Below are 24,781 nucleotides of genomic sequence, written 5' to 3'. Positions count from 1 at the left end.
TCATGGTGGCCGCGCTGCTCGCGCTCGCCTGTGTACGGGCGCTCGCCGCGGGCGCCGCCGACGCCCCGGCCGTCCTCGCCACCGCCGCGGCCCTCTTCGCCCTCTACGCCGCGGGCCCCTCGCTGCCCCGTATCCGCACCTCCACCCGCGCCGCCGCCCTATGGCTGGGCGCTGTGGTGCTGATCTGGACGGTGCTGCTCGCCCTGACCCCCGACGGCATCTGGCTGGCCTTCCCGCTCTTCTTCGTCCAGATGCACCTGCTGCCGCTGCGCGCCGCCCTGCCCGCCGTCGCGGCCACCACCGTCATCGCCATCGCCGGATTCGGCTGGCACACCCACACGCTCAGCGTCGGGACGGTCGTCGGCCCGGTGCTCGGCGCGGCCGTCGCGGTCGCCGTAGTCCTGGGCTACGAGGCCCTCTACCGGGAGAGCGAAGCCCGCCGCCGCCTCATCGAGGAGCTGACCGCCGCCCGCAGCGACCTGGCCGCCGCCGAACACGCCGCCGGCGTCCTCGCCGAGCGCGAACGGCTCGCCCGCGAGATCCACGACACCCTCGCCCAGGGCCTCTCCAGCATCCAGCTGCTGCTCCGGGCCGCCGAGCGCGCCCTGCCCGAGCGGCCCGGCCCCGCCCTCGGCCACATCCGCCAGGCCCGTACGGCCGCCGTCGACAACCTCGCCGAGGCCCGGCGCTTCGTCAGCGCCCTCAGCCCGCCCGACCTGGAGGCCGGCTCGCTGCCCGCCGCCCTCGAACGGCTCTGCGCCACCACCGCCCGCACCTCCGGCCTCGCCGTGCACTGCCACCTCTCCGGCATCCCCACCGAGCTGCCCACCCCGCACGAGGTCGCCCTGCTGCGCATCGCCCAGTCCGCACTGGCCAACACCGTCCAGCACGCCGCCGCGGACCGCGTCGAGCTGACCCTCAGCTACATGGACACCGAGGTCGCCCTGGACGTCGTCGACGACGGCGCCGGCTTCGTTCCCTCCGGCCTCCCCGCCCCCGGCTCCGCGGCCGCCTCCGGCACCGGCTTCGGCCTCGCCGCCATGCGCGCCCGGGCCCGCGCCCTGCACGGCACCCTCGCCGTCGAATCCGCCCCCGGGGAGGGCACCGCCATCGCCGTCACCCTGCCCTGCCCCGCAGCGCCCGCCACCCCGGAGGCCGCCTCGTGACCAGCACCGAGTCCCCCATCCGGCTGCTGCTCGCCGACGACCACCCCGTCGTACGGGCCGGACTGCGCGCCGTCCTGGAGACCGAGGAGGACTTCGAGGTCGTCGCCGACACCGCCACCGCCGAAGGGGCCGTGGACCTGGCCGCCCGGCTCGACCTCGACGTCGTCCTCATGGACCTCCAGTTCGGCGGCGCCCTGCACGGCGCGCAGGCCACCGCCGAGATCACCGCCCGTGAGGGCGCCCCCCGCGTCCTGGTGCTCACCACCTACGACACCGACGCCGACATCCTCGCCGCCATCGAGGCCGGCGCCACCGGCTACCTCCTCAAGGACGCCCCGCCCGAGGAGCTCGCCGCCGCCGTGCGCACCGCAGCCGCCGGGAAGTCCGCCCTGGCGCCCACCATCGCGCTGCGCCTGATGGACCGCATGCGCACCCCCGCCACCGCCCTGTCCCGCCGCGAGACCGAGGTCCTCCAGCTCGTCGCCGACGGCCTGTCCAACGCACAGATCAGCAAGCGGCTCTTCCTCAGCCAGGCGACCGTCAAATCCCACCTTGTCCACATCTACTCCAAGCTGGGTGTCGACTCCCGTACGGCCGCGGTCGCCGCCGCCACCACGCGGGGCCTGATCCGCCGCTGACCGCCCGGATCCACCGCGAAGCGACCGTGCCGCCCCGCGTTGTCGGTGCCGGGTGCGAGAATCACCCACAGCACGACCGCACAACCGGCGGTACGCCCCGTATCGCCCGCACGACCCGGCACGCCCCGCACAACCGCACGCGACGATGACGATTCAGGGAGACCCACCCATGGCACCCGCCATCCCAGCCTCGATGGACCGGCCGCACTTCATCGGTATCGGCGGAGCCGGCATGTCGGGCATCGCCAAGATCCTCGCGCAGCGCGGCGCCAAGGTGGCGGGCAGCGACGCCAAGGACTCCGCGACCGCCCAGGCCCTGCGCGACCTCGGCGCCACCGTCCACATCGGCCACGCCGCCGCCCATCTGGCCGCGGACGCCAGCTGCGTCGTCGTCTCCTCCGCCATCCGCCCGGACAACCCCGAGCTCGCCGCCGCCCAGGAGCGCGGCATCCCCGCCGTCCACCGCTCCGACGCCCTCGCCGCCCTGATGGAGGGCCTGCGCCCGATCGCCGTCGCCGGCACCCACGGCAAGACGACCACCACCTCCATGCTGGCCGTCTCCCTCACCTCGCTCGGCCTCAAGCCCTCCTACGCCATCGGCGGCGACCTCGACGCCCCCGGCTCCAACGCCGAGCACGGCACCGGGCAGATCTTCGTCGCCGAGGCGGACGAAAGCGACCGCAGCTTCCACAAGTACGCGCCCGAGGTCGCCATCGTCCTCAACGTCGAGCTGGACCACCACGCCAACTACGCCTCGATGGACGAGATCTACGAGTCCTTCGAGACGTTCGTCGGCCGGATCCGCCCCGGCGGAACCCTTGTCATCTCCGCCGACCACACCGGCGCCCGCGAGCTGACCGCGAAGATCGCCGGCCGCCACGACATCGAGGTCGTCACCTACGGCGAGTCCAAGGACGCCGACGTCCGCATCCTCCAGATCACCCCGCACGGCCTGACCAGCGACGTCACCGTCACCCTCACCAGCGGCAAGATCCTCACCTTCACCGTCTCCGTCCCCGGCAGCCACTACGCCCACAACGCCGTCGCCGCCCTCGCCGCCGGCGTCGCCCTGGACCTGCCGCCGCACAACCTCTCCGAGGCGCTCGGCAGCTACACCGGCGTCAAGCGCCGCCTCCAGCTCAAGGGCGAGGCCGCCGGCGTCCAGGTCATCGACTCCTACGCCCACCACCCCACCGAGATGACCGCCGACCTCGATGCCATCCGCGCCGCCGTCGCGGACTCCGCCCGCCTCCTGGTCGTCTTCCAGCCGCATCTCTTCTCCCGCACCCAGGAGCTCGGCAAGGAAATGGGCCAGGCGCTCGCCCTCGCCGACACCTCCGTCGTCCTGGACATCTATCCGGCCCGCGAGGACCCGATCCCCGGCGTCACCAGCGCGCTGATCATCGACGCCGCCCGCGCCGCCGGCGCCGAGGTCACCGCCGAGAGCGACAAGGCGGCCGTCCCGGATGTCATCGCCGGAATGGCCAAGCCCGGTGACCTTGTTCTCACCATGGGCGCGGGCGATGTGACCGACCTCGGCCCCGCCATCCTGACCCGCCTGGCCGGCTGACCCGAGGAGGCCCGATGCCGTACGACATCGACAAGCCCGACGCCCAGTGGCGCGCCGAGCTCACCCCCGCCGAGTACCGCGTCCTGCGCGAGGCCGGCACCGAGCCCGCCTTCACCGGCGAATACACCGACACCAAAACCACCGGCCTCTACTCCTGCCGCGCCTGCGGCGCCGAACTCTTCCGCTCCGACACCAAATTCGAGAGCCACTGCGGCTGGCCGTCCTTCTACGACCCCAAGGACACCGACGCCGTCGAGCTCGTCGAGGACCACTCCCACGGCATGCACCGCACCGAGGTCCGCTGCGCCCGCTGCGGCTCCCACCTGGGCCACGTCTTCCGCGGCGAGGGCTACCCGACGCCGACGGACCAGCGGTACTGCATCAACTCGATCTCGCTGCGGCTGATCCCCGACGAGGACCGTCCCAGCTCCCATGGGGAGCACAGGCCGTAGGCCGGCGCGTCCAAGAGCATCGCCGGCCCGCAGCCATGGTCGTCCTGTGCGGTCCGGGCTACACTCCGGCCCGTGACCAGCGCAGATGCGGGGTGGCCAACGGCACCCGGGGCGCCGGCGCCGGAAGCACCCGGGGCGCGGGCCGGAGCGGAGCCGGGACCCGGACCCGACCGCCGGAGCGTGCTGGGGCTCGGCGCCGGAGGACTGGCCGCCCTCCTGGCCGGCTGTTCGTCGCAGTCCGGTCCCGTGCGGCGGCTGCGGTTCGCAACGGGCCCGCAGGGTGGGCCGTACCACGCCTTCGGTCGGGCGTTGGCCGAGGCCGTCACCGCCGGCGACCACCGGCTGGAGATCGTCCCCGTGGGTACCTCGGCGAGTGTCGACAATCTGCGCCGGCTGGGCCCGTATTCAGCAGCTGGGCGGTCGGGTTCTCCCCCGGGAAGAACGAGTCGGCGAAGTAGATCGCAAAGGTGGCGTAGACGAACCAGTCCTACCACTCGACGAGATTGCCGAGCGACCCGCCGACCAGAGCGAGACGGTGCTTCGCACGCTCGCCGCCGGGCGGTGTTCCGCGCGTTCCGGCAGACAGTGACATGGCGGCTCCTGACCAAAAGACCCCTGGTGAGAGGGGTGATGGCGTGTCCAGAGCATGCGTGCGCCGGTTCGTCGGAACAAGACGTCGCCGCCAGATCTAACATCCCGCCAAGAAAGGGGACGGGGCGGTACCGCGACTGCACCGCGATCCCCCCCCACGACGGGCGTGTGAGGGGGAGGGCGGCCTGGCACACGACGGCTGCCGTGTCCGCTCGCATGCCAGGCCGTGTCACTGCTGACGGGTCAGGTGCAGTGGGGCGTGAAGGCAGGGTCCGCGGGGCCGCTGCGGCCGAGGGCATTGAGGACCCACTGTGCGACGACCGGATCGTTGGGGCTCTGGTCGTGTTCGAAGGCGTCCAGGGGGCAGCGGTCCTGGAGCGTGACGTTGGTGACGCGCTGCGCCGGTCCGTCGAGGAAGGCGCTGGTGTACGGGGTCACGACCTCGTCGTGCGTGGTGGTGATCACGGTGTAGTCGGGGCCCGGCACCGTGTCCCCGTTCGCATTGAGGTGGGTCAGGAACGGCGAGCCAGCCATCTGGTCGGTGCAGGCGTCGCAGCCGGCATATCCGGTCGGGATGGTCAGGGGGTTGGTCGTGCCGTGGTTCGAGGGGACGATTCCCACCAGTTCGTCGACCTTGGTGGCGCCGCCGAGGAAGCCGAGGTAATAGCGGGGCATCATTCCGCCCTGGCTGTGACCGACCAGATCGACTTTCTTGGCGCCGGTCGCGCCCAGTACCGAGTCGACGAACGTGTTGAGTTCCTGGGCCGAGTCAGGGATGTGGGCGGTGGCGTTGTTGCCGTAGTTGAGCGCGAAGACGCAGTACCCGGCGTCCTTGATCTGCGGCGACAGGACCGACCAGTTCTTGGCCATGTCCTCGAAGGTGCCGTGGACCAGCACGACGGGATGGGGGTGCGCGGCGGACGGCTTGCACGTCCAGTCGTTCGCGCCGGGCGGCGAGATGCTGTCGGCCTGTGCGGGGCCGGCGGCGATACCGAGGAAGGTGCAGGTGGCCACTACCAGGGCCAGGGGGAGGGTCCTCAGACGCATGGCGTTCCTTTCGCGGACCGCGCAGGAGGAGCCCGCGTGGCCACCGGGTGCCGACTGCGCACGGGAGCCTTGAAGCGGCGGCTCGGCTCCCTGCGCAGGGACGACAACGTGTCCCCTGTTCGGCAATGTCGAACAGTAAGCGGGATTCTGGATTCCGCTTAGTGGTGCGTCAACCCTCTGGCCACCCCATTGAGACGCTGAACACGCACTCCGCTCGACCTCATCGACCGGGCCGACGCGTGGGCGGTGCCGGCTACCTGCCTCTCCGTGGCCCGCGGAGCGCTCCGCCGGCGAAGAGCTGTTCAAAGGGGGTCAAGGGGGACAAAGGGGTCGATGTCGTCCGGGAGGCTGCCTGCCGTGCCGAAGCCACGCAGGCACGGAGGCGAGGAGCCGGGGAAACTGCCGAGCCCAGGTGACGCCGATGGGGAGGCGCCGGGCGGCACCAGGCGCCCCCGAGGGCGAGGTGGGAGGGTCTGCCGCCACCCCGTTCCGACACTGGTGGCCGGCCGCACACCCAGATTTCGCTTCGGCGCGATGCCTGGCCGTCGTTCTACGACGCCAAGGACGCCGACGCCGACGCCGTCGAGCTCCTCGAAGACCACTCCCACGGCATGCACCGCGACTGGTGGGCGGTCCTACGCGTCAGGGATGCGCATCACGCGCTGGGCAGGCGGCCATGAACCTACCCGCCTGCTCGGCACGCGCCGCGACGCGGCACAGCACGGAGCCCGGCACGTTCAGGCGGAGGTCAGTCAACCGGCAGGTGATACCGGAGCTTCTCCTTCGCCCGGGCTCCCAGCCGGTCGTAGAACCTGATCGCGTCCGTGTTCCAGGGCGGGGTCTGCCACTGGACCTGGCCGAGCCCCAGCGCACGCGCTTCGGTCGTCACGGCCTCCATCAGCAGGGGGCCGACTTTCCGACCCCGGTGGCCCTCGCGCAGGAACAGACAGTCCATGTGGAGGTACTCCGCCCCGTCCCACGTGGACACCTCCGGAGCGCACGTGGCGTACCCGATGATCTCGCCGTCGTTCAACTCCGCGACGAAGCACCGCAGTCGAGGAGCCTCCGTACCGAACAGCAGCGTCTCCAGCCGCCGGGCCAGGTCGACCGGCGGGGGCGCCGCTCCCTCGAAGGCGGCGTGCTCGGACGCCAGCTCGGCGAGCTGAGCAAGATCGGCGACGCGTGCGCGGCGCACCCCGGCCGAACCGGAGCCCGTCACCGGACCTCTCCCTCCAGCACATCGCCGCGCCACGCCGCGAGCCGGTCGTCGAGCGCACCCTGACCGTCCAGCACGTGCCGGGTGACGGCATCCCGTTCGTGCGCCAGGACCGCCGCTTCCCACACGCACGGGGCAAGACCCGACCGGCCGGGCCGAAGCCCAGTGGCATCACCGGCCGGACCGACGAAGACGGCGAGGTCGGACATGTACCCCTCGATCCATGTGTGCACCAGGACGTAGTCCCCGTCACCACCGGCATGGACGAGTAGCACGGCGAGTCCAAGTGAGCCCCGCAGATACGCCGATGACAGATGATCGGCCGCGAGTCGCAGCGCGGCGTTCAGGTCCTCATCCGTCACACCCCGCCCCGGCGCCTCGATCGCATAGGGCTTCACCAGGTGCCCGGCAACCACGCGGCTGCCCCATGGCCGTACTGTGCGGGCGTGATAACCGTCCGCCAGCGCCAGCAACGCATCCGCATCGACAGCGGTCGGGGAACGGTGGGCCGGGGACTCTCCAAGATCGGTCATACGACCATGATGCACACCTGCGCTGCACGCTCCACAAGGTGCGTCATCTGCCGGACAGGGCGTACTACCGGACAGGACCTGCCAGTTGACAGGACCTAGTGCCGCATCAATCAACGTTCGCCCTGTCGATGACGGCTCGTAGTCGCTGGTCGTCGGCGTGATGGTTCCGCCAGGTGATCGATCTCGCGGACGCGTACTCGTTCTGCCACCCGCACGGCCTGACAGCACCGCGTCATCCGAGGGCCAAACGCCGTCAGGAGCGGCGAGGGTAGTTCACTCGTCCGTCCATGGGCAGTCCGGCCGTGGTCCGTGGACCCGGCTCGTCAAGCCCGTTCCAGCCACTCCCAGCCTGCCAGGGCAACCGGCTCGGTAGCAGTAGCCAGCCTGGTCTGCAGGTCGGACGCCGCGGCTCGGGCTGCGGCGACGACGGCTTGGGGCATCACGCACTCGGCCACGGTCTGCTCGAACTCCTCTTCATCAACCAGCAGGACGGTGCCATCCGCAAGCCGCGCCAGATCCAGTTCGAGGTCTGTATAGCTCCACCCCGATTCACCCAGAGTCGGCGGGGTGCAGATGTCGACGCTGATCCAGCGGTCGTTACGCCACCACCAAGCCGCCCACCAACCAGTACGTGGGAGCAACTGCACACCGTCGCTGGGAACCACCAGCGACGTGCCGTCGGCCTTTCGGTGGACCTCGCCTTCGCGGCAGAACAGCCAAGTACCGAACTGGTCGGTGCCCAACACCCGAGCGTCCCATTCAGCCGCCGGCCTGGGGGCATCCCTGCCCGGCAGCGGCCACTTGCACTTCTGCACGCCGATCCGCACACCGGCCTCGCCCGCCCTCACCAACGGAGAAGTCCCCTCTCACGCACTTGCGCCCATGACGACGCGTTCCTGACATCACGTGCGGCCCAGCATCGGGGACCAACCTCAGCCAGGGCAAACCTTCTCTGATGTGGCATTAGTTGCGCACTTCGAGGACGAATGTGTCGCCGTCGACCGTGATCATGTCGCCGTCCTGCATCTGCTGGACGGCCTCGCCCGCGCCGCGGACGCCGGTGCTCGGGGCGTCGCTGCTACTGCTCACGAACACCACCAGTCCGGCGAGAACGACCGTGGCCGCCGCGATGATGTCCGCCTTCCTCTTCGGCATGATCCCCCCCGATTTCTGGATGTTGCGGCGACCCTAGCCAACGGTTTCGCCCGGGGCCGAGGCAGGGGGTGGTCGGTGGTGATGTGCGGTTCGCGGTGTGCGGACGAGGTGGCGTCGTGCGCGGCCCTCGGCCGGTCGCGGGTGGCACGACGCCCCCGCCCCCGACCAGCCGCCCCCTACCGCCCCACCACCACCGCCGTCACCACGAACCCCGCCCCCACCATCCACCGTCCGTTGAATTCCTGGATGGTCGTTCCGTCGACCACCGGGCCCGGGACGAGGAGGCGGGCGGTGAAGGTGGCGTCGGTGGGGTCGAGGGTGAGGTGGGCCTGGTGGAAGTCGAGCCAGCGGGAGGTCAGGGGGTACCAGGCCTTGTAGACGGACTCCTTGGCGCTGAATATCAGGCGGTCCCAGCTGACGTCGGGTTCCAGGGCGGCCAGGCGGGTGAGTTGGGGACGTTCCTCGGGGAGGGTGATCAGGTCGAGGACGCCGGGGTCGGTGATGGGCTGGTTGGGTTCGGCGTCCAGGCCCAGGGAGTGCAGGTCACGGGTGCGGGCCACCGCCGCCGCCCGGTAGCCGTTGCAGTGGGTCAGTGCGCCGACGATGCCGTCCGGCCATTGGGGGGCGCGGCCGGGGCCGGGGAGTATGGGGGCGGGGGGGATGCCGAAGTGCGACAGTGCGGTACGGGCGCAGGCGCGTACGGTGCCGAACTCCTTCTGCCGCTTGGGCACGGCGTTCTCCACCAGCGCCCACTCCTCCGGGTACATCTCGGAGAGCGGGAAGTCCTCGAAGGTCTCGGCCGTCACGATGGGCGCCGGGAGCAGTTTGTCGATCATGCGTGGGTTCCGGTGGGGTCGGGGACGGCCGTGGCCGTGGCGGGCAGGATCTGCACCGGGCGGCCCGGTGCGGTGGAGCGGCGGCGCCACTCGCGCGGATAGCCGAGCGAGACCTCCTGGTGGGGCACGCCGTCGCAGATCAGCAACCGGGGGATGTGGAGATGGCCGTAGACCACTGTCGTGGCCCGGAAGCGGCGCGGCCAGTCGGCGCTCGCCTCGGTACCGCACCACAGCGCGAACTCCGGGTGCCAGAGGGGCCGGGTGGGTTCGCGGACCAGTGGCCAGTGGTTGATGAGGATGATGGGCAACTCCTCGGGAACGGCCGCGAGTTTGGCCTCGGTGGCGGTCACCCGCGCCCGGCACCACGCCTCGCGCGTCGGGTACGGGTCGGGGTGGAGGAAGAACTCGTCCGTGCAGACCACGCCCGCCTCTTCGGCGGCGGCCAGGGCGGCGTCCTTGGTGGCCAGTCCCGGCATGCGGAAGCTGTAGTCGTAGAGGAGGAAGAGCGGGGCGATGACGACCGGGCCGCCCTCGCCCTCCCAGACGGGGTAGGGGTCCTCCGGAGTCACCACGCCCAACTCCCGGCAGATGCCGACGAGATGCTCGTAGCGGGCGACGCCGCGCAGCTGGACGGGGTCCTCGCCCGGCGTCCACAGTTCATGGTTGCCCGGCACCCACACCACCTTGGCGAAGCGGCTGCTCAGGAGGGTGAGCGCCCAGCGGATGTCGGCGGAGTACTCGCCGATGTCGCCGGCGATCAGCAGCCAGTCGTCGTCGGACTCCGGGTGCAGCCGCTCGACGATGTCACGGTTCTCGTCGTACCGGACGTGCAGATCGCTGACCGCCACCAACTTGCCACGCCCGGGGGCGCGACGCGGCGCCGGACCGGGGGCGGGTGCCGGGGCGACGTCCCGGGGAATGCTGCGGATCTCGTAAGCCATGGTCGAAGTAAAGACGGTGCCGGGGTGAGAGTGAAGTGCGGGCGGGGTCGGGCGCGTTGCGGGAACCTCGGGTTCCGGGCCGGGCGGTCTCCTCAGAGGGCGGCCGGCGGCCCCCCGCGGCGGATACGGGTGGCCAGCCACAGGTCGAAGCGGTCGTCGGGGTCGTCGAGCCGGCGGCCGGTGAGGGCCATGGCCTTGTCGAGGCGGTTGCGCACGGTGTGGCGGTGGACGCCGAGGCGGCGGCTGGTGGCGTCCCAGGCGCCGCCGGTTTCCAGCCAGGCCGCCAGAGTGGCGATCAACTCCTCGCCGTTGTCGGCGAGATCGAGCGGGCCGAGCACGGTGTCCGCATAGCCGTGCAGCGTACGGCGGTCGCCCAGATCGAGCAGCAGCCTGCTGGCCTGACTCTGCCGGGCCTCGGCCGGTGCGCCGCTCGACCGGCTCACGGCGAGCAGCCCGGTCGCCTGGCGCAGCGAGACCCGTACGGCCTCCGGGGCCACCGCCGGACCGATCCCGGCCGGGCAGTGCGGCGCGAACCGGCCGAGTACCTCGCGGGCGTCCAGATCCTCGCCGACCACGGCCTCGACGACCGTGCCGTTCACCCTGACCAGGCCGCCGGGCATCGCCGGCGCCAGGTCCGCGGCCATATCGCCGACGGCGCTCTCCGGGGGCGGCGACGCGCTGCGGCCCGTTCCCGCGGGCTCCACCACCACGCCACGCACCCGTTCCGCGGTCAGACCGGCCGAAGCCAGGATGTCGCGGGCCCGGTTGCCCGTCGGCTCCTCCTCGGCCAGCAGTTCCGACAGCAGCGCCGACCTGCGACGACGCTCCGGCTCATCGCGCAGATGGCGGCGCTCCAGCTCCAGGGAGAGCAGGGAGACCAGACCCGGTACGACCGAACGGGCGGCGTCGTCCGGATGCCCGGTGAGCAGCAGCAGGCCGCGCAGCCGCCGTGCGCCCAGCGGCTGGACCTCCAGCTGCCGCCCCGCGGCCGTACTGGACGCGCTGCCGCGCAGCCCCCGCGCCGCGACCCGCTCGATCAGATCCCGCGCCTCCGCCGGCGGCGGACCGGCTCCCCGCTCGCCCGCCGCGAGCAGCCGCCCGAGCGGGTCGAGCACCGCCGCGCCCACCCCCGTCGCGGCCGTCCACTCCTCCAGCATCGGCCGCAGCCCGTCCCCGGCCGCCGCGGCGGTCAGCCGCCGCTGGGTGGCGAACGCCCGGTGCAGCACCTCGCGCTGCTCATCGGCCCGCGCATCGAAAACGGCCTTGGTCACGGCGATGAACGGCACCTCGTCCGGCACCGTCAGCAGCGGCAGCCCGGCCTGCCGCGCCGCTCGTACCAGGGGCTCGGGCGCCTCCTGGTACGGCAGCCCCTGCCCGAGCCCCAGCGCCAGACACGCCGCGCCGCCCTCGGCCACGTCCCGGACGTACGCCCGGCAGGCGGCCGGTTCCATCGGCAGCAGCAGACCGATGGTCATCAGCAGCTCACCGCCCTGGAGCCACTTCCCCGGAGTCAGCAGGTCCGAGACGGTCGCCGCCTCGATGACGCGCGCCAGCAGCTGTGGCGGCACGTCGTAGGTGACCGACAGGTTCAGATCGGGCCGGGCCAGGAGGTCGGACAGATGCAGGGGCATAGACAGAGTGTCCATCACATGTGTATGGAATGGACGATCGGGCGAGCGGGTCCGGGCGGTGACGAGATCGCGACGGTGGATGTGGCCGGGGGGCGCGCTGCGCCTGGAGGAGGCCCGTGGGCCAAGGGGGTAACCGCACGCCCACCGGGTGCGGTTACCCCATCGCCGGGAATCAGGCCGCCGGCGCCGGGTACGTCGGGTACTCCACGCCGGAGACGTGCTGGACGACGCGGATGACCTGGCAGGAGTAGCCGAACTCGTTGTCGTACCAGAGGTAGAGGATCGCGTTGTCGCCCTCGACCTTGGTGGCGCCGGCGTCGACGATCGAGGCATGGCGCGAGCCGATGAAGTCGTTCGAGACCGCGTCCGGGGCGCTGATGAAGTCGATCTGGCGCTTGAGCGGCGAGGTCAGCGAGACGTCGCGGAGGTAGTCGAGGACCTCCTCGCGCGTGGTCTCACGGGCGAGCTGGAGGTTGAGGATCGCGATCGAGACGTCCGGCACCGGCACGCGGATGGAGCTGCCGGTGATCTTCGCCTTGAGGTCGGGCAGCGCCTTGGCGACGGCGGAGGCGGCACCCGTCTCGGTGATCACCATGTTGAGCGGCGCCGAGCGGCCGCGGCGGTCGGACTTGTGGTAATTGTCCAGCAGGTTCTGGTCGTTGGTGAACGAGTGGACCGTCTCGACGTGGCCGCGCAGGACGCCGTACTCGTCCTCCATCGCCTTCAGCGGCGGGACGATCGCGTTGGTGGTGCACGAGGCGCAGGACAGGATCTGCTCGTCCGGCTTGATCATGTCGTGGTTGACGCCATGGACGATGTTGGGGACATCGCCCTTGCCCGGAGCGGTCAGGACGACCTTGTCGATACCGGGGCGCAGGTGGCTGGACAGGCCCTCGCGGTCGCGCCACTTGCCGGTGTTGTCGATGAGGATGGCGTCCTTGATGCCGTACGCCGTGTAGTCGATCTCCGTCGGGTCGTTGGCGTAGATCACCTTGATCTCGTTGCCGTTGGCGATGATCGTGCTGTTCGCCTCGTCGACGGTGATCGTGCCCTGGAACTGGCCGTGGATGGAGTCGCGGCGCAGCAGCGAGGCGCGTTTGACGATGTCCTGGTCGCCGCCCTTGCGGACGACGATGGCGCGCAGCCGCAGACCGTTGCCGGAGCCGGCCTTCTCGATCAGCAGGCGGGCGACGAGGCGGCCGATGCGGCCGAAGCCGTACAGGACGACATCGCGCCCCTCGGCGCGCTCGATCTTGTTGGCGCCCGTGGCGCCGGCGACGGCCCGGGCGGTGAAGTCCGCCACCGAGAGACCGCGGTCATCGGTCTTGTACGTCGCGGCGAGCATGCCGATGTCGATCTGCGAGGGGCCGAGATCGAGCGTGGTGAGAGCCTGGAGGAACGGCAGCGTGTCGGTGACCGAGAGCTCCGCGCCGGCGATCTGCCGGGCGAACCGGTGGGTCTTGAGAATGCTGACCACCGACTTGTTCACCAAGGAGCGGCTGTGCAGCAGGACCGTGACGTCCCGCTCACGGTGCAGCTTCCCGATGAGCGGGATCATGGACTCCGCGATCTCCTCGCGGTTCTTCCAGTTGGTGAACGAGTCGTCGTTGACAGTCACAGGCTTATCTTTCGAGCTAGGCGGCGCTCATATGCTAACCCGCCGTTTGTTTGATCGTTCGCGGGGTGTCGTCCGGAGGGGGAACGGGGCGCTGAGCGGGGCGAAGGTGTGGCCTTTTAGGGGGATTTGGGTCGGCCGTTTTGTGGCGCGAACCTCGCTGGGGGAGTCCGGGGGTGGGGGAGGGGCTGTGCCGTTGTTGCGTCGTCGGGTCGTCACGCCGTTGCGTCGTCACATGCAGGAACCCCGGGACGCGGGGTCCCGGGGTTCGGATGCGGCCTAGGTGGCGCGCAGGGCGCAGGTGCGCGGCTCAGATGCCGAAGGTGTGCACCGTGACCAGCTGGGCGAGCTGCGAGGCGGGCGTCTCGGCCGCGAGGGCCTGGGCGGTTCCGGCGACGTCGCCGACGTTCACCGAGCCGCCGTGGCCGGCAATCTCGAGGCTGCCGCTGGCGAGCCCGCCGGAAATTCCGTCCAGCTCGCTGTCGGAAATTTCGGAGGCGTTTATCTCAGAGGTGAAGCCGTTGCGCATGGCGTGCCGTTCCCTTCGATTCTCTGGCCTTTGAATTCGCGCCGACGGGGCGACGGTGAAGTCAATCTGGCCGGTGCGATGGTGCCGCGCAGCCGATGGCGGACGTCGGGGACGTCTGTGGCGGCGACGGTGTTCGCGGAATGTAATCACGGCTGCTGAGCGGCGGGCAATGCGGCATGCGGTTTTTTTACCTGCTGGAAATTACGCCGCCAGGAGCTGGCAATGTGACCCGGGGAAAGGATTCGATTCGCGGGAATTTGCAGGAATAAGTCTGACCTGTAGATTTGTTGGGCTTGAGGTCAAAATGCTGGCGCGCTGCCTTACGGGGTGTCCTCAGGGGAAAATTCCGGCATGGGGTCTTTACGGTAATGCCTCTACGCGCATGTCTCCATTACATATTGATGAGTATCCGATGGGGATGAGATAGGTGAGATAGGTGAGATAGGTGAGATAGGTGAGATAGGTGAGATGGCGTCCGATGTCTGTATCTTCTGCATCTTCCGTGTCTTCTGCGTCTTCTGCCTGTTGTTCTGTGTCTTCGGCGCATCGGAATGCGCGTTCCCCGCATGGAGGGCAACCGGCGCATATGTCGGCCGAAAACGAACCCCGCCGCCGGGAACCATCCCCCGCTCCCGGGACGTTATGGCCCGTAGGGGGTCTTCTCATCCCCTAGGGGATTTCCCCTACAACGGAATGTCCCTCACGCAACGGATTTTCCCCCACGCAACGGGTCTTCCCCCACGACCACCACCGATTCCGCCCCCACCCGCACCACCCCGCCATCAGCACCAGCCACATCGATCCCACCGGTCCCGCCCCCCTCGCCCCAAGCGGCCAGGACGTGCAGGCGCGGCGCGGGCCCGGTCGGGGTGCCGAGCGGGATGGTGGCCACCGAGTCGTGTGACAGGTTGACGGTCACGTGGACGGGACCGCGCCGTAGGGAGAGCCAGCGGGCCTTCTCGTCGTGGATCACCTGGGTGCGGGCCGGATCCGGATCCGTCAGTGCCGGCAGTTCGCGTCGCAGGCGGAGCAGGGTCCGGTGCCAGGCGAGCAGGGCGGCATGCGGTGCGACGTCGGGTTCGGACCAGTCGAGGACGCAGCGGTCACGGGTGGCCGGATCCTGCGGGTCGGGCCAGTCGGCATCCGTACCGCCCCAGTCGTGGGCGGCGAACTCCCGGCGGCGGCCGGCCCGTACCGCCTCCGCCAGCTGCGGATCCGTATGGTCCGTGAAGTACTGCCAGGGCGTCCGGGCGCCCCACTCCTCGCCCATGAAGAGCATCGGGGTGAAGGGCGCGCACAGAACCAGCGCGGCGGCGCAGGCCAGCAGGCCGGGGGAGAGGGTGGCCGCGAGGCGGTCGCCGAGCGCGCGGTTGCCGATCTGGTCGTGGGTCTGGGCGTAGCACAGCAGCCGGTACGGGGGTGTGCGGCGCGGGTCGCGCGGGGCGCCGTGGGTGCGGCCGCGGAAGCTGGAATACGTACCGTCGTGGAAGAAACCACTGGTCAGAGTCTTGGCGAGGGCGGCGAGCGGGGCGCGGGCGAAGTCGGCGTAATAGCCCTGGGATTCGCCGGTGAGGGCGGTGTGCAGCGCGTGGTGGAAGTCGTCGTTCCACTGGGCGTGCAGGCCGTGGCCGCCGCTCGCCCGTGGTGCGGTGGTGAGCGGATCGTTGCGGTCGGACTCGGCGATCAGGAACAGCGGCCGTCGCAGATGGCCGGCCAGCGCGTCCACGGCGGCGGACAGTTCGGCCAGGAAGTGCCGGGCGCGGGAATCGTGCAGCGCGTGCACCGCATCCAGCCGCAGTCCGTCGATCCGGTAGTCGCGCAGCCAGGCGAGCGCGCTGCCGATGAAGTAGTGACGCACCTCGTCGGAGCCGGGGGCGTCGAGATTGACCGCCGTCCCCCAGGGCGTGTGGTGGGTGTCGGTGAAGTACGGCCCGAAGGAGGGGAGGAGGTTGCCCGACGGGCCGAGGTGGTTGTGGACGACGTCGAGGACGACCCCGAGGCCGTGCCCGTGTGCGGCGTCCACGAACCGCTTGAGCCCGTCCGGCCCGCCGTACGGTTCATGGACCGCCCAGGGTGCGATCCCGTCGTAGCCCCAGCCGTGCCGGCCGGGGAACGGGCACACGGGCAGGAGGGAGACATGGGTGATCCCCAGGTCCGCCAGGTGCGCGAGGCGGTCGGCGGCGGCGTCGAAGGCGCCCTCGGGGGTGTACGTGCCGATGTGCAGCTCGTAGAGGACCGCACCGGGCAGCGGGCGGCCGGGCCAGGGGTGCCGCCAGGGGAACCGGGTGTGGTCGACGACCGCCCCGGGGCCGCCGGGGCCGTCCGGCAGCCGGGCGGCGCGCGGATCGGGCAGCGGCGGGCCGCCGTCGAGGCGGTAGGCGTAGCGGTCGCCGTCCCGGGCCTGCGCCCTCGCGCGCCACCAGCCGTCGCGTTCCGTATCGCGCTCCAGAGGGAGCGGCGGTTCGGCGGCCCGGGTGCCCGCCCACTGGAGCGTGACCTGTTCGGCGCTCGGCGCCCACACCTCGAACAGCACGGCGCTGACTCCTTCCTGAGGCTTTCGGCCCGGGGCCTTCCCGCCCTGGGCCTCCCCTCGGCCTTCCCGCCCCGGGTGGTTGCCCTGGGCCTTTCGCCCTCCCGACGACGAAAGCACGCCGTCCGCCCTCCCGACAGGCAGGCATGGCGAGATGGCGTGACTTCGCGCCGCCGATTGCGCCATTCCGCCGCGCATCCGTCCCGCAGGCCACAAGCGTCCCGCCCGCCGCACCGGTTGCATCGCCGCAGGCCGACAGCTCGCTGGACAGCGGCTCACGCCCACCGCAGAATCACAGAATGACTTCGCTCGAGTTCCCCGCAGGGCCGATGCGCCCGTCCGACGCGGACCGGGAACGCGCCCTCGACCTGCTGCGCGACGGCGCGGCACAGGGACGGCTGTCCCAGGACACCTTTCTGCGTCGGCTGGAACTCGTCCTCACCGCCCAGCAGCACTCCGATCTCGCCCTGGCCACGGCCGACTTGGAGAGCCGGGGCAAGGTCCAGGGTGCGGTCCTGCGGACGGTCGGCCGGGTGTCGGCGTTCCACATCAGGGTGCGCCGGGCCTGGCGCACGGAGCGACTGCCGAAGCTGCTGCTGCCGGAGCCGGGCCCGTTCCCGCTGCTCATAGGGCGGGCGCCGGGTGTCGGCCTGCGGCTCAACCACGAGACGGTCTCCCGCGCGCACGCCGAACTGCGCAGCGCCGGCAGCGGCTGGATGCTGCGCGACCTCGGCTCCACCAACGGCACCTGTGTCAACGGGCGCCGGGTGGTGGGCGAGGTGCCGGTGGGGCCCGGCGATCACATCACGTTCGGCCGGGTGGACTACGTTCTGACGGAGCGTTGAGCGGCGTCGTCCACGCCGCCCGCACCCTCGCGCACCGCCCGGTCCCCCGAAGGATGGGAGGTCCACACGCCCTCACCGCGTGTCAGACCGGGCAGCATCCCCTCGGCCTCCCGGACACGGCGTGCCGGCAGGGTCCCGCGCACCAGCCAGTTCCCCTCTCCGCCCGTGTCTCCGCCCGTCTCCCCGCCGGTCGTCTCGTCGAGTTCCGCGTCCAGCGCGGCGAGCCGGGCGGTGACCGCCGCCAGTGCGTCGGACGGCAGCTCCGCCTCGAAGGCGTGATACGGCTCGTAGAGGCGGGTCCCGGCCCGGCGCAGGGCCCGTAGGAGCACGCCCGGGGTGACCGCGCGGAAGTCCCCGGCGGTGCTCACCGGGCCCACGAACCCGGAGCGGGTCAGCACCACCCGGCAGTCCGTCACCGCCCACCCCCTCGGCCCCTGCCGCAGCGTCGCCAGGACGGTTTCCTCGATGGCCTGGTGGAAGCCGTGCGGCAGCGCGCCCAGTTCGGTCTCGTAGGCGAAGACGGCGCCGGAACCCTGCGCACCCGGCTCGACCCGCAGCCCGACCGTCGCCCAGTGCCCGGAGTGGCCCCGCTTGGCGATCTCGTACGACGCCTCGCCGACCCCGCAGGGCCGCTCCACACACACCACCCGGCTCGGCGTGAACCGGGCCGCGATGCCGTACTCGTCGTGCAGCGTGGCCGCGATGATCTCCTTCTGTACCTCGCCGTGCAGCAGTACCGAGGTCGCGCCGCCGTCCGCGGGCCGCGTCTCAAGCAGCGGGTCCTGGTCGGCCAGCGCCAGCAGCGCGGCGCGCAGGGCGGCGGCGTGCGCCGGGTCGTGCGCGCGGACGACGGTCTCCAGGGTGGGCGAGGCGAACAGCGCGCCGTCGGATTCCCGCAGCTCACCGAGGCGGTCGCCGGTACGGACGCCGGGCAGCCCGCGGATCACCGCGATATGGCCCGGGGCGAGCGGCCCTCCCGGCGGCCGTCCGACGACCTCCAGGGAGGTGATCCGGCCCCGTAGCGCGGTCCGGCCGCCGTCCGCCGTGCGCCGGTGCAGGGTGATCTGCTGACGCGGCCGCAACTCGCCCTCGTAGAGCCGGATATGGGCCGTCCGCTCGCCGCCCGGCGGCTGGTGTACGGCGAACACCGTGCCCCGCGGCGGCCCGCCCGTCCTCACCGGAGCCGGCGGAATCAGCCCCGCCATCCCCTGGATCAGCGCGCCGACCCCCTGCCCGCCGAGCGCCGAACCGAAGTACACCGGGTGCAGCGATCCGTCGGCCGTACGGGCGGCCAGCGCCGCGCGCACCCGCTGTGCGGACGGCGGCGGCCCCTCCACCACCTGGGCGAGCATCGCGTCGTCCGCCTCGGCCACCGTCTCGGCGATCCGGTTCCTGGCCCGCGGATCCCGCAGGTCGTACGGCACCGCGCGGGCCCGCGCGGTGCCGAGCCCGGTCACCGACGTCATCGGTACGGGCACGGGCACCAGCAGCCGACGGATGTCCGCCAGCAGCGGCCCGCCCCGGGCGCCGACCCGGTCGATCTTGTTGACGAACAGCAGGGTGGGCAGCCGCAGCCGCCGTAGCGTCTTCATCAGGACCCGGGTCCTGGCCTGGACGCCCTCCACCGCGGACAGCAGCAGGACGGCGCCGTCGAGCACCCCCAGGGCGCGTTCGACCTCGGCGATGAAGTCGGAGTGGCCGGGGGTGTCGATGAGGTTGATCTGGACATCGCCGACGGTGAAGGAGGCGACGGCGGAGCGGATGGTGATACCGCGCTGCCGCTCCAGTGCGCCGGTGTCCGTACGGGTGTCACCGGCGTCGACGCTGCCGAGCCGGTCGATGACACCGGTGTCGAACAGCAGCCGCTCGGTCAGGCTGGTCTTACCAGCGTCGACGTGGGCGAGAATCCCGATGTTGAGGGTGTGCGCAGGGAACCGCGCAGGAATGTGCGAAGGAGCCATGGAAGGAGGAGTCCTCGAGAACTGTCGTCCGGACGGGGCGGTGAGTAGTTCCGAGGAATCGGCGCATTCGGGGCTCCTGAGGTGGGGGGAGGGGGAGGGGGTGACGGGCGTACGCGGTCATGGTGACAGGTGACGTACGCCCGTCCGCAACCGAATTGTTCCGCGGGCGAAGGGAGCCGTGAGCTGACCGATCCGTGAGCTGACCGATCCGCGGGCTGACCGATCCGCGGGCGAACGGATCCGCGGCCGCGTCGGCCGACGGCGCCACGACGCTCAGTGCTGGTGCAGCCCCCGCCCCGCCAGCGTCAGGAACGCCTCGCCCACCGCCTCCGACAGCGTCGGGTGCGCATGCAGATGCCGGGCCACATCGGACGGTTCGGCGTCCCAGCCCACGATCAGCTGGCTCTCGGCGATCATCTCCGAGACGTGCGGCCCGACCAGATGGACGCCGAGCACCTCGCCTGTCTTCCCCAAGCTCTCAACTTCGTTCGAGCAGGGGAGACCCCGATCACCACCCGCCCCGTCCACCGCCGCGACCACCTTCACGATGCCGCCCCTCCCGTGCACCATGCCCTTCGCGGTCGCCGTCAGCGGCATGGTGTTCACCGCCACCGCCCGCCCTCCGGCACGGGCCTGATCCTCCGTCAGGCCGACCGAGGCGGTCTGCGGTGCGGAGTAGGTCACCCGGGGCACGGTGGCGTAGTCCACCGGGGGCGACGGAATGCCCGCCAGGGTCTCGGCAACCAGCAGGGCCTCCGCGAACGAGGCGTGCGCCAGCCCCAGGGACGGCGGCGGCAGCAGATCGCCGACCACATGGACGCCCGGGACGGCGGTCTCCAGCCGCGACCAGTCGGCGGGCGGCACATACCCCCGCCCGTCCGTCGCCGGCCCGGCCGCCGCCAGGTCCAGTCCGTCGGTCACCGGGACCCGCCCCACGGCCACCAGCAGCCGCTCCGCCTCCACGACGACGTGCTCGCCCCGGGGAGTGCGCAGGGTGGCCCGTATGCCGTCCTCCAGAAGCTCGGTGTCCACCAGCGTCGAGCCCGTACGGACCGCGATGCCGCGCTTCTTCAGCCCCCGGGCGAGATGGCGGCTCACGTCCGCGTCCTCCAGGGGCAGCAGCCGGTCCGCGGCCTCCACCAGGGTGACCTCGGCGCCCATCGAGCGGTGCAGCGAGGCGTATTCGACGCCGATCGCGCCGCCGCCCAGTACCAGGACGGACCGCGGCAGCCCCGGGGCGAACAGGGCGTCGTCGCTGGTGACGACCCGTCTACCGTCCGGCGTGAGCCCCGGCAGCAGCCGCGGCCGGGAGCCGGTCGCCAGCACGATCCCGCGCCGGGCCGTGAACTCCCCGTCCGGCTCGCCGGACGGCTCCCCGGCGCCCTCGATCCGCACCGTGCGCGGCCCGGTCAGCCGCGCCGTGCCGCGCACCACCTGCACCCCGGCCTGCGTCAGATGCCCCTCCACCCCCGTGTGGTTACGGGCGACGATGTCGTCCCGGGTGGCGGTGAGCGCCGCCCAGTCCACGGCGGCCACGCTCGCCTGCACGCCCCACCGCTCCCGTGCCTCCGCGATCCCGTCCACCAGCTCCGCCGCGTGCAGCATCGCCTTGCTGGGGATGCAGCCGCGGTGCAGACAGGTGCCGCCGATCAGCTCGCGTTCGGCCAGCACCACCCGCAGGCCCAGGGCCGCCGCGCGCAGCGCCGTGGCGTAGCCGCCGGTGCCGCCCCCGATGATGATCACGTCCGTTTCGTTCATACCGGGCAGCCTCGTCCCACCTGGGGCGATGAGTCCAAGGCAATGTTTTGATGGGGGCGATGAGCGCTGTGCATACGGCCCCACGTATGCAGTGCATACGGCCTGGCCATAGGCACGGGCCGGGGGGAACGGGGAGGGCCGGGCATGAGTCTGCGGCAGATGGAATACCTGGTGGCGGTCGTCGAGGAGGAGTCCTTCACCCGCGCCGCCGAGGTCCTGCATGTCACCCAGTCCGCGCTCTCGCACCAGATCAAGGCGCTCGAACGGGAGGCGGGCGGCGCACTGTTGGAGCGAATGCCGCGCGGGGTGCGGCTGACGCCCATGGGCCGGGCCTACTTCCCGCACGCCGAACTCGCGGTCCGCAGCGCCCGGCAGGCCCGCCGCGCCGCCCTCGCGGCGGCCGGAGCCGAGAGCGGCGAACTGCACCTCGCGACCGTGCACGCCCAGGCCGTCGGCATCCTGCCCGCGGTATGCGCCCGTTGGGCCCGCGAGCATCCCGGTGTGCGCCTGGTTCTCCACGAGTACGCCACCACGGACGAGCTCGACGACGGGATGGCGCGCGGCGTCGCCGATATGGCGGTCGGCCCGCGCCCCAAGGACTGGCCGGGGCCGGTCACGGTCGTCGGGCAGGAGGAGATCGTGCTGGTCGTGCCGTACGACGATCCGCTCGCCGCCCGGGAGTCGGTACGGCTGAGCGACCTTTCGGAGCGGGCCTGGGTGCGCTGCGGCCTGGAACCGGTGGTCGGCGGGCGGCGCTGGCTGGACGTGGAGTGCGAGCGCGCGGGCTTTGCGCCCCGTACCGCCGTGCAGACGCAGCACAGCTCGACCGCGGTGCGGATGGCGGCGGCCGGCGTCGGGGTGCTGCTGACGGCGGCTCATGAACTCGACGGCCTCGACTGCGCCCGCATCCCCACGGACCCGCCCTGGCGCCGCGACATCACCGTCTTCTCACGGGTCGAACTGACCGGCGCCGCCGCCCAGTTCACCGAGCTGCTGCGCGCCACCGGGACGGGCGCGGACGGGGCCGTGCCGCGGTGAACAGCGCCACCGGGCCGGGCGCGGGCCGGATCACCCCGCGGTGAACAGCGCCACCGGTGACCGGGCCAGCAGCTCGGTCAGCCCCACCGCCGTCCCGCCGTCCACCACCCGGCCGGTCAGCGCCTCCCGCCAGGGGCCGCCCGGCGGCAGCGGCAGAACGGTGTCCCACCAGCCGCCGGTCTCCACCAGGCGCAGCGACAGCCGCGTGGCGACCGTGACGACCCGCCCGGCGCGGCCGAAGGCCACACAGTGCTCGGCGGCGGGGCCCTCGGCGCGCAGCGGCTCGTAGCCGCCGCCGGCGTCGAACCACTCGGGGTGGGCGCGGCGCAGCCGCAGCGCGACGGCCGTCAGCCGCAGCTTCTCGGCGGACAGATCGCGCGGCGCGGCCCCGCCGTCCAGTTCGGCGAGCAGCTCGGGCCGGAAAGCGGCGGGCCGCCGGTTGTCCGGGTCGACCAGCGCCGCATACTCCCGCTCGGTGCCCTGGTAGAGGTCGGGCACCCCCGGCATGGTCAGGTGCAGCAGCGTCGCGCCGAGCACGTTGGCGCGGATGAACGGCGCCAGTTCGTCGTGCAGCGCGGTGAGCGAGTCGGCCGCCGGGCCGCACGGCCCGCCGCGGACGAACTCCGCCACCGCCTCCTCGTACTCCGCGTTCCGCTCCGTCCAGGACGTGCGCAGACCGGCCTCCCGTACGGCCTTGAGGACCGCGGGCGCGACCCGTTCGGCGGCGGCCGGGCCACCGGCCGACGGCCCGCCCAGCCCGAACACCGTCTGCCAGGCCAGCCAGGACACCATCGGGTCCACCGCCCCCTCGGCCACCAGGTGGCCGCCCGCCCCGTCGGCCGCCTGCCCCAGCACATCGCGCCACCGGTCCGGGCACTCCGACAGCACCGCGATCCGCGCCCGGACGTCGGCGCTGCGCTTGGTGTCGTGGGTGGACAGCACCGTCCCGGTGGCGGGCCAGTCGCGCTGCAAGTGGGCGCAGAAGTCGTGGAACGCCTGCGGACCGAGGGCGGGCGTGCCGGGGTCGCCGCCGACCTCGCAGGCCGACAGCAGCACCGGATAGCGGTAGAAGGCGGTGTCCTCCACGGACTTGGCGCGCAGGGCGGAGGCGGTCTGGGCGAAGCGGGCGGCGAAATCGGCCCGGTCGGCGGTGTCGGCCGCATCGGCGGCGTCGGCCGCGTCGTCCCGGCCGGCCGCGTCGGCAGGGTCCGCGAGGCCGCCGGGCCCGGCGGGATCCCGGCCACCGGGGTCTCCTCCCTCAGGCGCCCCGTCCCCCTGCCGCCACCCCAGCGCCAGATCGTGGATCAGATCCACCGCCGCCGCCTCCTCCGGCACCCGGAACGTGCCGCGGGCTCGGACCGCCGCCTCGCCCAGCATCGCCGCGTCCTGTCCGGCGCGGCCCGGATCCGCGGCGTAGGGGCGGTAGACCGGCAGCCGCACCAGCAGCTCCCGGATCGCCTGCCGCAGCGCCCACGGCGCATGGTCGCCCGGCCGCGGCGCGCGCTCGCCGATGCGCACCGCGGTGCGCACCAATCGCTCCACCTCCGCGGCCAGATCGTGGGTGACCACCTCGTACGCGGCCCGGCGCACCGTCTCCTCCCAGTCGCCGCCCTCGTCGGCCAGCGGGGTCGCGAAGTCGCGGTAGTGGGCGAAGAGCCGGCCGGCGCCCTGGGGGCAGACGAACAGCGCGTCGATGTGCCGCAACGCGTCATAGCCGGTGGTGCCCGCGCACGCCCAGCTCCCGGGCAGCCGCTCGTCGGCGCCGAGGACCTTCTCGACGACGGTCCACCGGCCTCCGGTGGCGGCGTGCAGCCGGCCGAGATAGCCGCCGGGGTCCGCCAGGCCGTCGGGATGGTCGATCCGCAGCCCGTCGATGACGCCTTCGCGGAGCAGCCGCAGCAGCGTGCCATGGGTCGCCGCGAACACCTCGGGGTCCTCCACCCGCAGGGCGATCAGCTCCGAAATGGTGAAGAACCGCCGGTAGTTGAGCTCGCTGCGGGCCAGCCGCCACCAGGCCAGCCGGTACCACTGGGCTTCGAGGAGGCGGGCCAGCGGCAGCCCCTCCGTACCGGGGCGCAGCGGGAAGGCGTGCGCGTGATAGCGCAGCACCCCGTCCTCGACGCGCAGCCGCCCCATCTCCTCACCCAGCCGCCCCCCGAGCACCGGCAGCAGCAGCCGCCCGCCCTGCCCCGCCTCCCAGTCGATGTCGAACCACCGGGCGTACGGGGAGCCGGGGCCGTCCCGCAGGACCGCCCACAGCGGCCCGTTCAGCGAGGCCGGGGCGGGCAGCGCCATATGGTTCGGCACGACGTCGACGACCAGGCCCAGACCGTGCGACCGGGCGGTCGCCGCCAGCGCGCGCAGCCCGCCCTCGCCGCCGAGCTCGGCCCGTACCACCGTGTGGTCGACCACGTCGTAGCCGTGGGTGGAGCGCGGCACCGCCTCCAGGACGGGGGAGAGATGCAGATGGGACACGCCCAGCGCGGCGAGCTGCGGCACCGCCCGCTCGGCGGCGGCGAACGGGAAGTCCGGCTGGAGCTGTAGCCGGTAGGTGGCGGTCGGCGGCGGACTCAAGGGCGGCGTCATGGGAACACCCGTACCCCGTGGAGGCCCTTGTGTGTCATCCGCCCGGCTCCCGGTGCGCTGTCGTTTCCTCCGAGCCGGTGGGGCGGTGCGCCAGGGCCCTTCGTACGTCCGGTGGGTGGGGCGCGCGGCGCGCCCCGGATAGC

General features: G+C 72.2%; 20 protein-coding genes. 6 read left to right on the top strand and 14 right to left on the bottom strand.

Annotated features, from left to right (window positions below):
* Nucleotides 1-2: 2 nt before the first annotated feature.
* The 4 genes from SNA_RS29245 to msrB all read left to right on the top strand — a co-directional run bounded on the left by SNA_RS29245 (nt 3) and on the right by msrB (nt 3,826).
* Nucleotides 3-1,166, top strand: coding sequence for a sensor histidine kinase (locus tag SNA_RS29245; protein WP_078970299.1), 1,164 nt, complete (start codon nt 3-5; stop codon nt 1,164-1,166).
* Nucleotides 1,163-1,804, top strand: a complete 642-nt coding sequence (locus SNA_RS29240; protein WP_044367556.1) for a response regulator — start codon at nt 1,163-1,165, stop codon at nt 1,802-1,804. The genes SNA_RS29245 and SNA_RS29240 overlap by 4 nt, the downstream gene beginning before the upstream one ends.
* A gap of 169 nt (nt 1,805-1,973) precedes the next feature.
* A complete protein-coding gene (gene murC, locus SNA_RS29235) occupies nt 1,974-3,374 on the top strand; it encodes a UDP-N-acetylmuramate--L-alanine ligase (protein WP_030066122.1) in 1,401 nt (466 codons plus the stop codon).
* 14 nt (nt 3,375-3,388) lie between these two features.
* The gene (gene msrB / locus SNA_RS29230) at nt 3,389-3,826 is read left to right on the top strand and encodes a peptide-methionine (R)-S-oxide reductase MsrB (protein WP_030066121.1); all 438 of its coding nucleotides are present in this window, start codon (nt 3,389-3,391) and stop codon (nt 3,824-3,826) included.
* Between the two features lie 834 nt (nt 3,827-4,660).
* On the opposite strand, the gene SNA_RS29225 is transcribed toward msrB, so the two are convergent.
* The 11 genes from SNA_RS29225 to treZ all read right to left on the bottom strand — a co-directional run bounded on the left by SNA_RS29225 (nt 4,661) and on the right by treZ (nt 16,453).
* Nucleotides 4,661-5,464 (bottom strand): alpha/beta fold hydrolase, encoded by an 804-nt coding sequence (locus tag SNA_RS29225; protein ID WP_030066120.1) that lies wholly within the window; start codon nt 5,462-5,464, stop codon nt 4,661-4,663.
* A gap of 748 nt (nt 5,465-6,212) precedes the next feature.
* Complete coding sequence (locus tag SNA_RS29220; RefSeq protein ID WP_030066119.1) at nt 6,213-6,683, bottom strand: GNAT family N-acetyltransferase; 471 nt, start codon at nt 6,681-6,683, stop codon at nt 6,213-6,215.
* Nucleotides 6,680-7,213, bottom strand: a complete 534-nt coding sequence (locus SNA_RS29215) for a hypothetical protein (RefSeq protein ID WP_030066118.1) — start codon at nt 7,211-7,213, stop codon at nt 6,680-6,682. The genes SNA_RS29220 and SNA_RS29215 overlap by 4 nt, the downstream gene beginning before the upstream one ends.
* A 323-nt stretch (nt 7,214-7,536) precedes the next feature.
* On the bottom strand, nt 7,537-7,956 hold the full coding sequence (locus SNA_RS38710) for a ribonuclease FAU-1 family protein (RefSeq protein WP_157880140.1): 420 nt from the start codon (nt 7,954-7,956) through the stop codon (nt 7,537-7,539).
* A 220-nt stretch (nt 7,957-8,176) separates the two neighbouring features.
* Nucleotides 8,177-8,368: a hypothetical protein gene (locus SNA_RS29205; protein ID WP_030066116.1), complete on the bottom strand. Its 192-nt coding sequence runs from the start codon at nt 8,366-8,368 to the stop codon at nt 8,177-8,179.
* 176 nt (nt 8,369-8,544) lie between these two features.
* A complete protein-coding gene (locus SNA_RS29200; RefSeq protein WP_044367554.1) occupies nt 8,545-9,204 on the bottom strand; it encodes a 4'-phosphopantetheinyl transferase family protein in 660 nt (219 codons plus the stop codon).
* Nucleotides 9,201-10,145 (bottom strand): metallophosphoesterase family protein, encoded by a 945-nt coding sequence (locus SNA_RS29195; protein ID WP_030073099.1) that lies wholly within the window; start codon nt 10,143-10,145, stop codon nt 9,201-9,203. The genes SNA_RS29200 and SNA_RS29195 overlap by 4 nt, the downstream gene beginning before the upstream one ends.
* 92 nt (nt 10,146-10,237) lie before the next feature.
* Nucleotides 10,238-11,791, bottom strand: a complete 1,554-nt coding sequence (locus SNA_RS29190; protein WP_241779886.1) for a PucR family transcriptional regulator — start codon at nt 11,789-11,791, stop codon at nt 10,238-10,240.
* Between the two features lie 157 nt (nt 11,792-11,948).
* Nucleotides 11,949-13,394, bottom strand: coding sequence for a glyceraldehyde-3-phosphate dehydrogenase (locus SNA_RS29185; protein ID WP_030073105.1), 1,446 nt, complete (start codon nt 13,392-13,394; stop codon nt 11,949-11,951).
* Between the two features lie 307 nt (nt 13,395-13,701).
* Nucleotides 13,702-13,920: a hypothetical protein gene (locus tag SNA_RS29180; RefSeq protein WP_030073106.1), complete on the bottom strand. Its 219-nt coding sequence runs from the start codon at nt 13,918-13,920 to the stop codon at nt 13,702-13,704.
* Nucleotides 13,921-14,620: 700 nt separating this feature from the next.
* The gene (treZ, locus tag SNA_RS29175) at nt 14,621-16,453 is read right to left on the bottom strand and encodes a malto-oligosyltrehalose trehalohydrolase (RefSeq protein WP_044367553.1); all 1,833 of its coding nucleotides are present in this window, start codon (nt 16,451-16,453) and stop codon (nt 14,621-14,623) included.
* Nucleotides 16,454-16,749: 296 nt separating this feature from the next.
* Between treZ and SNA_RS29170 the strand changes: the two genes are divergently transcribed.
* Complete coding sequence (locus SNA_RS29170) at nt 16,750-17,295, top strand: FHA domain-containing protein (RefSeq protein WP_030073113.1); 546 nt, start codon at nt 16,750-16,752, stop codon at nt 17,293-17,295.
* Here SNA_RS29170 and otr(A) read toward each other — a convergent pair.
* Both otr(A) and SNA_RS29160 read right to left on the bottom strand, forming a co-directional pair.
* Nucleotides 17,274-19,256 (bottom strand): tetracycline resistance ribosomal protection protein Otr(A), encoded by a 1,983-nt coding sequence (gene otr(A), locus SNA_RS29165; RefSeq protein WP_044367550.1) that lies wholly within the window; start codon nt 19,254-19,256, stop codon nt 17,274-17,276. The genes SNA_RS29170 and otr(A) overlap by 22 nt on opposite strands.
* 273 nt (nt 19,257-19,529) lie before the next feature.
* The gene (locus tag SNA_RS29160) at nt 19,530-21,014 is read right to left on the bottom strand and encodes a dihydrolipoyl dehydrogenase (protein WP_030073119.1); all 1,485 of its coding nucleotides are present in this window, start codon (nt 21,012-21,014) and stop codon (nt 19,530-19,532) included.
* Nucleotides 21,015-21,158: 144 nt separating this feature from the next.
* On the opposite strand from SNA_RS29160, the gene SNA_RS29155 reads away from it, so the two are divergent.
* A complete protein-coding gene (locus SNA_RS29155) occupies nt 21,159-22,052 on the top strand; it encodes a LysR family transcriptional regulator (protein WP_044367548.1) in 894 nt (297 codons plus the stop codon).
* 30 nt (nt 22,053-22,082) lie between these two features.
* On the opposite strand, the gene treY is transcribed toward SNA_RS29155, so the two are convergent.
* The gene (treY, locus tag SNA_RS29150; protein ID WP_044367546.1) at nt 22,083-24,638 is read right to left on the bottom strand and encodes a malto-oligosyltrehalose synthase; all 2,556 of its coding nucleotides are present in this window, start codon (nt 24,636-24,638) and stop codon (nt 22,083-22,085) included.
* Nucleotides 24,639-24,781: the final 143 nt, after the last annotated feature.

Source organism: Streptomyces natalensis ATCC 27448 (assembly GCF_000935125.1).
GTDB classification, from domain to species: Bacteria; Actinomycetota; Actinomycetes; order Streptomycetales; family Streptomycetaceae; genus Streptomyces; species Streptomyces natalensis.
The sequence above is the reverse complement of the archived record's forward strand: the minus strand, read 5'-3'. Positions and strand labels throughout refer to the sequence as shown.